Source organism: Sphingobacterium arenae (genome assembly GCF_014692505.1).
GTDB lineage: Bacteria > Bacteroidota > Bacteroidia > Sphingobacteriales > Sphingobacteriaceae > Sphingobacterium > Sphingobacterium arenae.
This window is the reverse complement of record NZ_JACNYK010000001.1, coordinates 1325060-1338343: the sequence shown is the minus strand read 5'-3', so window position 1 is coordinate 1338343 and position 13284 is coordinate 1325060. Positions and strand designations below refer to the sequence as shown.

The 13284-nt window shown below is 39.0% G+C and carries 13 protein-coding genes; 10 read left to right on the top strand and 3 right to left on the bottom strand.

Annotated elements, in window-relative coordinates; all coding sequences use genetic code 11:
* The first annotated feature begins 4 nt into the window (after positions 1-4).
* The 3 genes from H8B17_RS05060 to H8B17_RS05050 all read left to right on the top strand — a co-directional run bounded on the left by H8B17_RS05060 (position 5) and on the right by H8B17_RS05050 (position 3404).
* Entirely contained in the window at positions 5-1459 is a 1455-nt protein-coding gene (locus H8B17_RS05060; RefSeq protein ID WP_190308040.1) for an NADH-quinone oxidoreductase subunit N, read from the top strand.
* Between the two features lie 299 nt (positions 1460-1758).
* A complete protein-coding gene (locus tag H8B17_RS05055) occupies positions 1759-2364 on the top strand; it encodes a DUF4254 domain-containing protein (RefSeq protein ID WP_190308039.1) in 606 nt (201 codons plus the stop codon).
* 5 nt (positions 2365-2369) lie between these two features.
* Complete coding sequence (locus H8B17_RS05050) at positions 2370-3404, top strand: glycosyltransferase family 9 protein (protein ID WP_190308038.1); 1035 nt, start codon at positions 2370-2372, stop codon at positions 3402-3404.
* On the opposite strand, the gene H8B17_RS05045 is transcribed toward H8B17_RS05050, so the two are convergent.
* Positions 3401-4165 (bottom strand): glycosyltransferase family 32 protein, encoded by a 765-nt coding sequence (locus tag H8B17_RS05045; RefSeq protein ID WP_190308037.1) that lies wholly within the window; start codon positions 4163-4165, stop codon positions 3401-3403. The two genes, H8B17_RS05050 and H8B17_RS05045, sit on opposite strands and share 4 nt — an antisense overlap.
* Before the next feature lie 159 nt (positions 4166-4324).
* On the opposite strand from H8B17_RS05045, the gene H8B17_RS05040 reads away from it, so the two are divergent.
* From H8B17_RS05040 to H8B17_RS05025, 4 genes are all read left to right on the top strand, one after another.
* Positions 4325-5077 carry a glycosyltransferase family 2 protein gene (locus tag H8B17_RS05040; RefSeq protein ID WP_190308036.1) on the top strand — a complete coding sequence of 251 codons (753 nt, stop codon included), beginning with the start codon at positions 4325-4327 and terminating at the stop codon, positions 5075-5077.
* A 72-nt stretch (positions 5078-5149) separates the two neighbouring features.
* On the top strand, positions 5150-6241 hold the full coding sequence (locus H8B17_RS05035; protein ID WP_190308035.1) for a glycosyltransferase family 8 protein: 1092 nt from the start codon (positions 5150-5152) through the stop codon (positions 6239-6241).
* 31 nt (positions 6242-6272) lie between these two features.
* Positions 6273-7292 (top strand): hypothetical protein, encoded by a 1020-nt coding sequence (locus tag H8B17_RS05030; protein ID WP_190308034.1) that lies wholly within the window; start codon positions 6273-6275, stop codon positions 7290-7292.
* 88 nt (positions 7293-7380) lie between these two features.
* Entirely contained in the window at positions 7381-8172 is a 792-nt protein-coding gene (locus tag H8B17_RS05025; protein ID WP_190308033.1) for a glycosyltransferase, read from the top strand.
* A gap of 6 nt (positions 8173-8178) precedes the next feature.
* Here H8B17_RS05025 and H8B17_RS05020 read toward each other — a convergent pair whose 3' ends face one another.
* Positions 8179-9183, bottom strand: coding sequence for a hypothetical protein (locus tag H8B17_RS05020; RefSeq protein ID WP_190308032.1), 1005 nt, complete (start codon positions 9181-9183; stop codon positions 8179-8181).
* Between the two features lie 234 nt (positions 9184-9417).
* Here H8B17_RS05020 and H8B17_RS05015 point away from each other — a divergent pair, with 234 nt between their 5' ends.
* Complete coding sequence (locus H8B17_RS05015; protein WP_190308031.1) at positions 9418-10482, top strand: MACPF domain-containing protein; 1065 nt, start codon at positions 9418-9420, stop codon at positions 10480-10482.
* Positions 10483-10580: 98 nt separating this feature from the next.
* Positions 10581-11600, top strand: coding sequence for a glycosyltransferase family 2 protein (locus H8B17_RS05010; protein ID WP_190308030.1), 1020 nt, complete (start codon positions 10581-10583; stop codon positions 11598-11600).
* A gap of 329 nt (positions 11601-11929) precedes the next feature.
* Here H8B17_RS05010 and H8B17_RS05005 read toward each other — a convergent pair whose 3' ends face one another.
* Positions 11930-12313: an HU family DNA-binding protein gene (locus tag H8B17_RS05005; RefSeq protein WP_190308029.1), complete on the bottom strand. Its 384-nt coding sequence runs from the start codon at positions 12311-12313 to the stop codon at positions 11930-11932.
* Between the two features lie 459 nt (positions 12314-12772).
* On the opposite strand from H8B17_RS05005, the gene H8B17_RS05000 reads away from it, so the two are divergent.
* The gene (locus tag H8B17_RS05000) at positions 12773-13270 is read left to right on the top strand and encodes a BON domain-containing protein (RefSeq protein ID WP_223816370.1); all 498 of its coding nucleotides are present in this window, start codon (positions 12773-12775) and stop codon (positions 13268-13270) included.
* The last annotated feature ends 14 nt before the right edge of the window (positions 13271-13284 follow it).

Here is a 13284-nt window from a genome sequence, read left to right as displayed (position 1 = left end):
TAACGTGAACGTATCCATACCAAACATACTCGACCAGATTATTGCCTCTATTCCGCTTTTCAAACCGGAACTGGCATTGATCATTGGTTTTATTGTGTGTATCTTCCTCGCCTTATTTCTGGAAAAACGTTGGAGAAACAGCACATTTATCGGCTGTTTGGTTACCTTGGGATTTTCGTTATATCATCTCGCCGGGCAATTATCAATAACTGCGGTAGGTTTCTCGGGCATGTGGTTGGTAGACAGTTGGAGCACACTTGCCCGTCTCATCATCGGGTTGAGTACGGTCATTATTGCGATCTTTATACAACAACGTCATGGCAAAAACAACGGCGACGTATACAGTATATTAATAGCCGCTACCTTGGGGATGCATGTTCTAAGTAGTACGAGCCATTGGTTAATGGCATTTATCGGTATCGAGATCGTCTCTATCGCTTCTTATATACTGGTGGGCTATTTCTCACAAAATAAAGCACAATCAGAAGCTGCCATGAAATATGTACTTTTCGGGTCCGTATGTGCCGCTGTAATGCTTTATGGACTTTCGCTTGTATACGGATTAACGGGCAGTTTAGATTTTCAATCGGTCGAACACTTACAAGGGCTCATGGATGCACCCGAAGCAGTTATTACGTTGGCTTTGCTTTTTGTATTTGCTGGTATCGGATTTAAGCTCAGCTTTGTACCTTTCCACGTTTGGAGCCCCGACGTTTATCAAGGTGCCCCTACAGCGATTACCGCTTTTCTATCTACGATCCCTAAAGTAGGCGCTATTATATTGTTTGCCCGTCTCTACGCATCCTGGTCATCCACTGCATTTTACTTCTCTGAATTAAGCACTTGGTTTATTACTATAGTGGCTATCGTTACCATGCTCGTGGGTAATCTCGCCGCACTTCGACAACAAGACGTCAAACGAATGATGGCGTATTCGTCCATCGGGCATACCGGCTTACTACTGATGGCCGTATTTGCTTATCAAGATTCGAGCAGTTATTTGCTATTCTACATCGTAGCCTATGTCATCATGAACCTGGCTACGTTTATTTTTATCGATCAAATAGAACAACAAACCGGCTCTACTTCCCTCCTGTCCTACGCAGGTCTAGGCAAGAAGATGCCGATATTGTTTACCGCATTTACGCTGGTTGCCATCTCGCTTATTGGCATCCCTCCAACAGTAGGATTTGTAGCGAAGCTGATGGTTTTTACCTCCACTTTCTCTGTGTTCCAATCCTCTGGTGACACAGGTGCACTTCTCTTACTTATTGTCGGCGCACTTACATCCGTTATCTCGCTATTTTTCTATTTCAAGATCCCGTTATATGCATTTTTGCGCAGTAGTGACCAACCTATAACCGCTAAAAAACAAATCAGTATTTTGCTTATTATAGCGTATATTCTAACGGTATTGGTTATCCTATTTGGAATATTCCCGAACTGGGTGATGCTATAACTCTTTTTCTTGACAAAAAAAGAAACAAAACCGAGCTTGCGAGCTCATGGATACCAAAATAAACACGAATCCATAAAAGTCAAGACTTGTCTTCATCCGCATAACTCTGGAGCACTATTAATCGGTTAATTTACGCAATTTCACAGTCCCTCCTTAACCTCCAATGTCGCATGCGAATGTTTTACAACTGTACAAACTCATCCTTAGTACTATCCCTGATGTAAAACATTCGAGGCGACGATTTTTTTGGTTCTTTTTTGAGGAAAAAAAGAACAAAAGAAAACATTATCTTTGCCGTTATGATCAGCGCAATTGCCAACAACATATTTCAACGCGTCCTGGAGGATTATCATCGTTATGATGATATTGACCATCCTATGGAGAACCCTTTCGACAATCAATCGTTAGAACACTTGCTCTATTTAAAATGCTGGATAGATACGATGCAATGGCACATGGAAGATGTCGTCCGTAATCCACATATTCTACCACAAGAGGGGTTAAACTGGAAGCGTCGTATCGACAAACAAAATCAAGTGCGTACCGATACTGTAGAATATATCGATAGTTACTATCTACACCAGTACCGTGACGTGCAAACAAAAGAGCATGCACGAATCAATACAGAAAGTCCCGCCTGGGCTATCGATAGGCTATCCATTTTGGCGCTGAAGATCTACCATATGGATCAGGAAACTAAGCGTACCGATGTTGAGCGGGCACATATTCTTTCTTGTCAATCCAAATTAGACATATTGCTAGAGCAGCGCAAAGATTTATCACAAAGCATTGATGAACTGCTGTCCGATATTGCCTCAGGAGATAAATATATGAAGGTCTACAAGCAAATGAAAATGTATAATGACCCTTCGCTGAATCCAGTCCTTTACAAAAAAACACCATAGGGAAAATGAAGAAAGCCCGAGTATTGGTTATACGCTTCTCGGCAATGGGCGATGTGGCTATGGTGGCTTCTGTCTTGCGTGAGCTTAGTGCTCAACATAAGCAAATGGAACTCATCATGGTAAGCCGCCCACAATTCGCGGCCTTTTTTGAAGGCATTCCCAACCTCACTTTTCATCCCATCTTTCCTGATGAGCAGCACAAAGGCCCCAAGGGACTATGGCGCCTTTTCAACGAGCTCAAAAAATACGACATCGACTATGTAGCCGATCTGCACAACAATATCCGCTCGCGGATTCTCACTCTATTTTTCAAGACCGCAGGTTATCATTTGGCTATTCTTGATAAAGCACGCCATCGAAAGAAAGAGTTGACTAGAAAGAGACATAAGATTTTTAAGCCACTACGCCCTACCGTGGAACGTTATGCAGATGTATTCCGAAACTTAGGGTTTTCCATAAAGCTAAAACATCGATTACAAAAAGAAGAACGCCCCATACCCGTCGTTTATCAATCGTTATTAGGGTCCGAAAAGATTAAAATCGGCATCGCACCCTTTGCCCAGCATCCTTATAAAGTGTGGAAGCTAAGCCATTGGGATACGATTTTCAAAACGTTTCCAGCTTCTACTTATTCCTTTTTTATCTTTGGTGGCGGAAAACAGGAATCGGAAATCGCCGCAAGATGGAGTAGCCAACATCCACATGTACACAGCACAATAGGTCAAATAGGGTTAACAGGCGAGCTCGACCTCATCAGCCATTTGGATCTTATGATCAGCATGGATTCCTCGGGTATGCATATGGCTTCCATGGTAGGTACATGCTGTCTTTCCATTTGGGGAGCCACTCATCCTTATGCCGGTTTTCTAGGTTATGGACAATCGAAAGAAGATTGTATACAGGTAGAACATCCGAACCGCCCCAGCTCCATCTATGGAAATAAATCCTGTATTTGTAACGGTGTAGAAGCCATCGATCTCGTTACACCAGAGATGGTTTTGGAAAAAATCCGTAAAACGTTGCCCGCTTCTCGCGCTTAGTCACGGGTATACAAAAAGAAATTTTCCTCTTTCCCGAATGTATAAGCCAATCGTGATGCCAAAATTAAAGGTGTGCGCTCTATTTTTCTAGATAACGACCGCCAATAATATGCCATATTTTTCTTCTTATTCCCCCAAGAGTCCTCCCACCAATGTATCGCTAGCGTATCTGGTGTGATGCAACTCTCATGAAATGTCTCCATCCACGAAAAAGGATAAAAATAATCCTTAGTGAGGACGAGGACATCCGTTAATCGCTGGGTTTTATAGGTACGCACATTATACTTGGTCATCAATACTTCCGTTGAAACGACGGGCGCCGCCATCGGGTGATATTTCATCCGTTGCCGTTTTTCGGTCTCTTGCAAGCAAAGCTCCACAAAACGATTTCCCGGCTCACAGCCGATGATCGCTGTATTGAAAGGATACTTCGACAAGCCTATCTCCGTCTGGAATCCAATAAAAGCTTTTTCCGCCAGCAAGCCGTCAAATGTCCTTATCGCTTCCACATCCGTATCGAAATAAATTCCTCCATGCTTAAAAACAGCATATAGGCGCACATAATCGGCTATAAAAGCCCATCGCTTTTGCTTATACAGGACTTTCAAAAAAGGCATACGATCAAATGGCGTATTGGATTCGTCCCATCTTATAATTTTATAATCTGGCAGAAACGTTTCCCAAGATTTAATGCACTTTTGAATCGTTTCACTATACGCTCCACCCCCATACCAACAAAAATGAATTATTTTAGGAATCATCGTTTTAATTTCTAATTTATTTATCTTTGCCTCGCGTAGACAAAAAAGCATAGTATTCACGAACCGGATTCAGTAAGCTCATCCATGCTGTTAAAAACAAAGATAAATGAATACTATGAATAATGCCTAAAGAAATAATTAGCACGAGTAATTAGCAATATGGGGATAAGCGGACTGGTTATCACGTTCAACGAAGAAAAGTATATCGGAAAATGTATTGAGGGCTTACAGCGAATCTGTGACGAAGTTATCATCATAGATTCAAACAGTCAGGACAAAACCGTTGAAATCGCCACCGCACTAGGAGCAACCGTTATTTCTCAAGCTTTTTTGGGGGATGGCCCACAAAGAACCTTCGGGCTTCAATTCTGCCAGCACGATTGGATACTTAATGTGGATACCGATGAGTTTTTGGACGAGGATTGTATTCCATTTTTTGAAAACAAAAAATACTTACAGCTCCCCTATGATGCCTATAGCTTCAAAAGAAGGAACTTTTTAAAAGACAAGGAAATAAATTTTGCGGATTGGTATCCTGATTATGCTTGTCGCTTCTTTAATAAAAACACCGCCCACCCTTCCTCCCATCATGTGCATCAACGCGTAATCGCTACCAATTTATACAAATCAAACATGCATTTGCTTCATTACGCTTGGGATAGTTTCCATCAATTGATCTCCAAAAAGAATCAATACACGGAATGGCAAGTAGAAGAATTTATAAAAAAAGAGAAAAAAGTAAATGCGCTTTCACCCGTGATTCATGGCGTTACAGCCTTCTTTAAAGCCTATTTTTTAAAAAAAGGTATATTTCATGGCATTGATGGTGTAACGTTTTCGTTAATTCAATCGTTTTTCTCTTATATGAAGTATGCGAAGATGCTGGAAGTGCAGCGCCAACGTAAAATATAGGTGGCATATATTTTGTATGACACTACTTCGTTTTTAAGAATTTAGAGTAAGATAAGAACTAAACATTAATAGATGACATATTCTTTACCCACGATTAAACAAAGTACGAAACCTGCAAAAAACAAAAGAGCTGTAGCGTTATGTGTAGATAATGCCTATCTACCGTATGCCTCTTTCGTTGCGGGGCAAATACTAAAAAAAGAGCAAGAGCGTGATTTCGATATCGTGATCTGTCTGCCGGATACGGAAAAAATACCGGTATCAGCACACGAAGATATCCGCTATTGCACTGTTGATTTTTCGGCTATTCAGGGGCTTCCGGTAGGCCGGCTATCGTCCGCGACATACCACAAGATATTTTTACCGCACATTTTTAGGGATGAATACGAGCAGATATTGTATTTGGATGCCGATGTTTACGTTAGCGGGCAATGTGTTTCGCAAATTTTGAACAACCATCAAGAAGAAAAGGGGCTTATGATGGCCATTGACATATCAGAAATCGAACGTAAATCGGGATTCAACTTTCACAATGCCTACCTAAACCGCTATATTGCACTAAAGCATCAATACAGGAATGCTGGCGTAATTTTGTTTAATACCCGCCGTTTGCTCGAGATAGATTATCTGACGCAGATGATGGATTATGCGAAAAAAAATAGACATAAACTTTTACGGCACGACCAAACATTAATCAATACGGTACTGCACGACGAAATCGGATCATTATCTTTTTTATATAATTACCAGCTTATCGATACAACTATACCTTTATTAGAAGAATTTCAGCCTAAAATCTTTCATTTTGTAGGCGAGTTAAAACCTTGGAATACCGAGCACGGTTTTATAGGCTCTTTTTACGCTGAATATGAACATTACATCGCACAATATTTTCCGACCCATCATATTGACTCGAAAACAGAATTTGAGCTCAAATTTGAAAGCCGCAAGAAAAAACGAAAATACAAAAATCCCATCCGCGAACAGCTATCAATTGGTGTATTTGTAGGCAAGGAAAAACTGAAACATGTACTTTCTTTCTTTGATGAAGAATCTCGGGAAAACGTCATCAACAATCCCAAAATACGTCGAATTCTGTCGCGTTTTAGAAATACGATTGACACCTCTATTTATGAGTGTGAAATAGGGGCTTCGAGAGTTTAACATGCAAGGGTTTATTTTATAATAGGCAAAAATGTTTAGGCATAAAAGTATACTCTTTATTGCCCCTGACGAAGTCGTATTCCCAAGCGCTTTTGAGAAAAACTTAAAGTTCTTGGGATTTGACGTTTATATAGTTAGGCCTTTGGATGCCAGAAATTTTAGGTACAAAAATTTCGCACAGCGGCTTCGTAACTTTTGGAGGAAAATTATTTTAGGCGACAAAAGTTTTAAGCGTAACCTTATCCTTGAGCAACATAGAGAGCAACTTCTCAACGATCTAAATACCCTTGGAAATATGGATTATGGGCTCGTTATCCGACCAGATCTTTATCCCGTCGAATTTATCGAATTAGCAAATAAGAAATGTAAGACATTTGTGGGCTATCAATGGGATGGGCTAGATCGATATCCGGAAATACAGCAGTACATCCCTTTAATGGATAGGTTCTTTGTGTTTGATGCATCCGATTTATCCGTAGAGGGTGTGCTTCCTACGACCAATTTTTATTTCGATTACACGATGTCTACTTTTCCTCACAGTCAGAACACGGTATACTACCTGGGCAGCTATATGGAAGAACGTATTGACACCCTAAGTGACATCAAATCAAAATTGGAGCTATCGCATGTAACTCAGCATATAAAAGTTGTGTCGGATAGAAATAGGATTATGGAGCTTGTGGCATCAAAAGGCCTAACACCAACTTCGGACGTTCTATCATATGAAAAAAATCTACAAGATGTTTTCAAGGCGAATATCCTTATCGACATACAGAATCCCGTCCATCAAGGATTGTCTTTTCGGATTTTTGAGGGAATAGGGTATAATAAGAAAGTAATTACCACTAATTCGAACGTGGTCAACTATGATTTTTATCAGCCCGAGAACTTTTTGATTTGGAAGGGGCAAAACGTACAGGAACTTGCAGAATTTATTGCAACTCCATATAAGTCACTTGACGACGCTATCAAAGTAAAGTACAGCTTTTCAAACTGGATAGCATATGTGCTTGATAAAACGCCTTATACACCAATACAGCTCCCTTCATAGTTATGACAATAAATTAGGAATTATTTTCTAACTTTGACGCGTGTTCGTCAATCTTCCGGTAATACTTATTCAATAAAAACTCATTAAAATGGCAAAAAGCTTCTTACGTTCCGTTCTATATCAATTCACGATATTATTTAATTCATCTGTAATAAAGCAGCGAAAAAAACCAGACAGTATCCCCGTCATTATCATCAATTTCAATCAACTTGACAATCTGAAAAAGCTAGTTGACTTCCTTTTAGAAAGAAAGCTAGAAAATATCGTTATAATTGATAATAAATCTGACTATCCGCCGCTATTGGCGTACTATAACACCATCCAGCCACAAGTTAAAGTTGAACTAATGAACGAAAATTTCGGCCACATGGTTTTTTTTGAAAATCAAGACCTTCAAAAGAAGTATGGACAGGGTTACTATTTTATTACCGATGCGGACATCTTACCTAATCCTGATCTGCCGAAAGACTTTATCAAGACAATGATAAAGAAAATGGATAAGTACAATAAGAAAATTGTCAAAGTAGGATTTGCTTTAGACATCGATAGCATTCCCGATTATTATCCCTTGAAAGAAAAGGTTGTCACCTGGGAACAGAAATTCTGGGAAGATAGGTTGGAAAATGACATTTTCCGAGCTGATGTAGATACTACTTTCGCGCTGTATAAGCCATTCTACCCTACCAAATTTAAAGTCAAAGAACGTAATTTTTACAGAGCAATCAGATTAGGTGGCAATTTCACATCCAAACATATGGGCTGGTATATAGATCCTAAAAATCTGACGGAGGAACAAAGACATTATATGAAAACCTCTTCAACTTCCAATTCGTGGAAATTTGATGAGGAGGGAAATCTGGATTCGCCATCAGCTTATTAAAAATACCTATTCTATATTCAGTACATCTTTTATCCAACAGGAAAAACTATATTTCAATCGTACGGATTCGTCAATAGGTTTAAAAGAAGTGTTGACGAATTTTAAGAGCTCTGCTTCATTAAGTGAGTCATAATCCAACACATAGAAATTGTCGGGTGTATAAAAGTCGTATTTTACAACATTTGCGTTTGTCGTGATAACCTTTTTTTGATATTTGACTCCTTCAAATATCCGAAATGAAAGACCTTTATGGTCACTAATAACAAAATCTACAATGACTTTTGCTTGTTCCACTCTTTGTAAATATTCCTCAAAGGGAACTAATTCAGTCAAACATTCAATACCTCGCCGTTCATACTCCGCTAAGCGATCCATATTCTTGGGAAGGAACACCACCTGAAACTTAACATTCCCCAAACAACGCCTAGCTAAATCACAGAATTTTAATAACAGGTCTTCACGAGTGTCGTTGTAAAAACCTAGAAAATATAAATCATATATTGGTTCTCTTTTCTCAACTTCTTCATAATCAAAATAAAAATTATGAGAAAGATAGGTTTTTATCTTTCCATCCGATATTAAATCTTCTTCATCAAATACATAGAAACGATCAAACAAAGGTATCCGATCATAAATAAGAGGATTTCGTCGCAATCCATCATAATGGTAAGAAACGATGAAATCAGATTTTTCCTTGGCTTTATGCAATACATCCTTATGAAAAAAATCGGCTCGTATTACCAAACAATAGTCAAATCTATTAAACCTGTCAATTTCTTTAACTAAACACGCAGCCGCATGAGCATCTTTTAGTTTTTTCTTATAATTTGTGTTCCCATCGATTAATTTTCGAAACAGATTTGATAAACGTTGTGAGATGTTTTTATACTTAAACCTAACAGAGTTATGAAGAATGGTGGTAACCTCGAAACCGAGTTCTTTTAAATTCTTCTCTATCAATATATATAAGCTGTAGTCATCAGGAACGAGAAGCAGTATTTTCTTTTTCATCAAGGGGACGATCATTTATTATTAATGTGTTAAACTTAATAAAAAACTATGCATATAAGAAATAAGCAGCATTAATTGTATAAACAATATATTCAAATACAAAGTTCAAATCATTAAGTAAAAGGTATTTTTATTTATTTCTCAAAAACTATTGTAAAGAGAATCATTAAAATGTATTATCATTGCCAAATGAAAAAGTTATATATTTTTTCTTTATGTATTTACTTAAAAAATATGCTAAAAACTAAACATATACTCCTATTTGTTTTATCGGTTGTCATTGCACTAAGTTCCTGTAAAAAAACAACTCTCGATAACCCAGAAACAATAGATCCAGAATTAGAGGAAAAGATAGAACTCGAATTCTCCGTAGAGAACCTTAGGGACGATGAAAATAATACACACAAGGAGGGATACAATGATTATAACTTTTTAGGTTATGGATACGACATAACAGGTAGATATGCCGATGCTACTTCTATAAGAGAACCGGTGATCAATACCCCGGACTTCGTAAAAGATCATACCGGTCGTTTCGTCGTTGCACGTCTTTTGAGCTCAACTTTCACCCCCATATATGCTACTGACGCAGAACAGTTCACCAAAAACTTAACACATGTTTTCTTAAGACAGCATGAACCGCACAGTTATAGCTATTTTAAAGGAAATATCGTCCACGCATTCCCCGAAACAGAAGTAACCTCAAGCAATTATTTGTATGGGCTTTATGAACTAGAAATAAAATACCGTAGATTGTCATTGAATGCTTACGACCGTTTATTATCTCCTTACCTAACGGAAAGTTTTAAATTTGATTGTCAGTCATTAAGTTCTCCCGAGCTTATAGAGAAATACGGTACGCATGCGTTAATTTCATTAGAAATTGGCGCGAAATTAAGCGTCAACTATCAAGCCAAATATACAGAAGAAGATAGACGTAAAGCTGTGGAGAATAGTTTTAGAATAGGTCTGAAAGAATGTTTTGGATTGTTTTCCGGATTTCTTGACCCGATTGACTCAGCGGCATTAAAGGGAGTGACGGATCCTAAAATAGCTTTTGAAGTAGTTGGCGGCGACCCCTCTAAAATTAGAATTGAAGAAAAAGCTGGGGAAAATCCGTTTGTAAGAATCGAAGAGTGGCAAGAAAGCATCACCGAAGAGAATGCTAGATTCGCGTATTTAGATGGATTAGAAAATTTATTACCTATTTCTGATCTCATTGAGGATGCAGAGAAAAAGATAGAAGTAGAAAACTATATCAATGCGTATATCAAAGCGAATGAGGTGACCCTTAAGTAGCTACTCGTCGCTCGCTATTTAAATGGAAACGTATTGCTGGCCAAAAAAGGCGTATATTTACGCTGTCCTTAATCGGAATCGATTATAGAAATGCAAACATGCCCGATAAAAAGAAGATTCAAATAACCGTTTTCATGGCTGCCTACAATGCAGCAGATTATATAGCAGCATCAATAGAAAGTGTATTAGAACAAACCTACACGAACTTTGAACTCCTAATTGTAGACGATGGGTCTACCGACAATACTGTTGAAATCATTCGGAGTTTTGAAGATCCCCGGATACGCTTCATTCAAAATGATGGAAATAAAGGGCAACCTTATACACGAAATCTCGCGTTAAAAGAAGCTAATGGAGAATTTTTAGCCGTGTTAGATAGTGATGACATTGCTTTTCCAAACAGGCTGGAAATACAACTCCAACATTTTTTAAACAGACCCCAACTTGCTGTTTTAGGCGGAAAAGCACATATCATTGATAAACACGGGATGCGAACCGGTCAAGAGGTGATTCCGATTTGTGGATCGAAAAAACTGCATGCAGCATTATTATTCTACAATTCATTTGTACATCCTACCGTCATGATGCGCATGGCAGCATTTCGGGACATTGGAGGTTATCCCAACCATCTCGTTGCCCAGGACTACGCTTTATTTTCGCGGATGGCTTTAAAATATGAAGTCGATAATGTCTCGGAGTTTCTCGGGGAATACCGCATACACGACAACAACATCTCCATTCGAAAAAAAGATCTCGCTGCTGCGCAACTCCGCATTATTCTACGCTACCAGTTGGATAAATTATTGCCCAAGACCGACCACATTGATTTAGATATCTTATTGACCCCGATTATAAACAGTAAATACACTCCAGATGAATATTACACCGTGTATCGCGAAATCATTCACCATAACCGACAAAAAAAACAATACCCTATTGTAGAATTGGAACGTACATTTTTCGATAACTGGTACGCTATCGTGATGGAGAAAGCGAAATCCAATACCTTTCCACTTTTTCTTCGTAAGCCGGTTTTCAACGGGCGATATGTCACCGCGAAACAAATCCGGAAAACATTCAAACAGTCACTGAAATACTTGTTAGGGATTCGTCGTTAAAAAAATTGCCAATCACTACCAAATAGAAGAAAAAACACTATTTCCTATCAGAGAAGCAGGTATGATAAAATTAACTCCGAATTAAATAAAATTCACTCTAATAGGGTTTTTAAAGCCCAAAATGGCTCCAAAAAAATTAACCACGGTAACTTTCTCGACTCGAAGTTTGTTTTTGGAAAGCGACCATGGCCGTTTGAATAATACAAACCTTCTTTTGAGAAAAATAAACCTTCATTTTTTTAACAACCACGGTCATTTAATGGTATCTAAACACAAAAAAGGGCCGACATCCTAAGATACCGACCCAACTGTTAAGCTAAAAAAACAAATTATTCGCTTTTCCTGAAAGTTAAATCCGTTATAGCCTTTTTGATACGTGTACCATTTTGAAACAGCACCCGTTTGCGGTGAATGTTAGCAGCTGTTACTTCTTCTGCTGTATCACTACCCATGCTGCCCGTTCCCAAACGGAAAGAACCGAGTCCACCTAAACGGACGATATAGCCCTGCGAGATGTTACGCGGGATTTCCCGCACTAAGCTGTATAAAACAGCCATAACATCCGCCTCGTTGATGGACGAAGCATGGGAAATGTCGGAAGCCAGATCTTCTAAAGTGATCTCTCCGCTGCTTACCGGACGTGCATAGAACTTCTTAGGGGCAGCCGCATCCTGCGGGTTGCCGATTTCCTGTACATTAAATTTAATTGCCATAATACTAATAATTTAAAAGTTTAAAAAAAATGTTTGTCGGTACCGGTCTACTCCTCCTGCGGCGAGCTCTTTCCGTTTTGGAGATCCGTTACCTTCTCTTCTTGTTCGTGGCCTCGCGAGATGATCGAACAGCACAAACGTAAAGACGGCGATCAAACAAAATGAAATTTTGATCCGATTTGATCTAAATTGATAGGATTTGATAAAAATTAACCCTAACGAAACCACTGTACCTGTCTGTCAACTCTTCGCAAGACGATCGAACAGCACAAACATAAAACATCATCCAAAATCCTTTGTCCGAAATGGCCGGAAATGACCGAAATGGTATCAAATGTCCGGATATGACCGAAATGTCCGAATCGCCGTTATACCCATACTAAAATAACTTATACGTCAAAACATTTTGTGTGTTCGTGCTGTTTATCAGACAGTACAATTTAATATTTAACAAAAAGTATGATGATGAAATTTAATAAAATAATGTCCGCGATTGCTGTGGTGATAGCCATAGCGTGCGTCGCCATCTCCTGTAAACCTAAAGTTTCCGACGCCGATCTAAAAGCCAAGGTAGAATCTGTTATCTCAGCAGGACATTCCGATATATCGGTTGATGCAAAGGATGGCGTTATCACCCTTTCGGGCACCGTCGCTACGGAAACAGAAAAACAGGAATTGGAAAAGGCCGTTAAAAATGCAGACGAGAAAAACGTCAAATCAGTCGTTAACCATATCGTAGTTGAAACGCCACAAATCGAAACCAATAGTAACGATGCTGATCTGGCCGCCAAAGTGTCGGACTTGACCAAAGACTTTCCTACCATTAAAGCCGATGTAAACGGTGGTGTGATTACCGTAACCGGCTCCTTGGAACAGGCGCGTGTTCAGACCTTAAAAATGGCGCTAGACGCATTGCATCCTAAAAAGGTAGATATGACCGCATTAATCGTAGAATAGAGATATAAAGATTA

Excerpts from the sequence above, each read along its gene's own strand:
- H8B17_RS05005 (WP_190308029.1), bottom strand. The coding sequence starts at position 12,313 with ATGGCAATTAAATTTAATGTACAGGAAATCGGCAACCCGCAGGATGCG.
- H8B17_RS05010 (WP_190308030.1), top strand. The coding sequence starts at position 10,581 with ATGCCCGATAAAAAGAAGATTCAAATAACCGTTTTCATGGCTGCCTAC.
- H8B17_RS05030 (WP_190308034.1), top strand. The coding sequence starts at position 6,273 with ATGTTTAGGCATAAAAGTATACTCTTTATTGCCCCTGACGAAGTCGTA.
- H8B17_RS05020 (WP_190308032.1), bottom strand. The coding sequence starts at position 9,183 with ATGAAAAAGAAAATACTGCTTCTCGTTCCTGATGACTACAGCTTATAT.
- H8B17_RS05015 (WP_190308031.1), top strand. The coding sequence starts at position 9,418 with ATGCTAAAAACTAAACATATACTCCTATTTGTTTTATCGGTTGTCATT.
- H8B17_RS05050 (WP_190308038.1), top strand. The coding sequence starts at position 2,370 with ATGAAGAAAGCCCGAGTATTGGTTATACGCTTCTCGGCAATGGGCGAT.
- H8B17_RS05035 (WP_190308035.1), top strand. The coding sequence starts at position 5,150 with ATGACATATTCTTTACCCACGATTAAACAAAGTACGAAACCTGCAAAA.
- H8B17_RS05025 (WP_190308033.1), top strand. The coding sequence starts at position 7,381 with ATGGCAAAAAGCTTCTTACGTTCCGTTCTATATCAATTCACGATATTA.
- H8B17_RS05040 (WP_190308036.1), top strand. The coding sequence starts at position 4,325 with ATGGGGATAAGCGGACTGGTTATCACGTTCAACGAAGAAAAGTATATC.
- H8B17_RS05000 (WP_223816370.1), top strand. The coding sequence starts at position 12,773 with ATGATGATGAAATTTAATAAAATAATGTCCGCGATTGCTGTGGTGATA.
- H8B17_RS05055 (WP_190308039.1), top strand. The coding sequence starts at position 1,759 with ATGATCAGCGCAATTGCCAACAACATATTTCAACGCGTCCTGGAGGAT.
- H8B17_RS05045 (WP_190308037.1), bottom strand. The coding sequence starts at position 4,165 with ATGATTCCTAAAATAATTCATTTTTGTTGGTATGGGGGTGGAGCGTAT.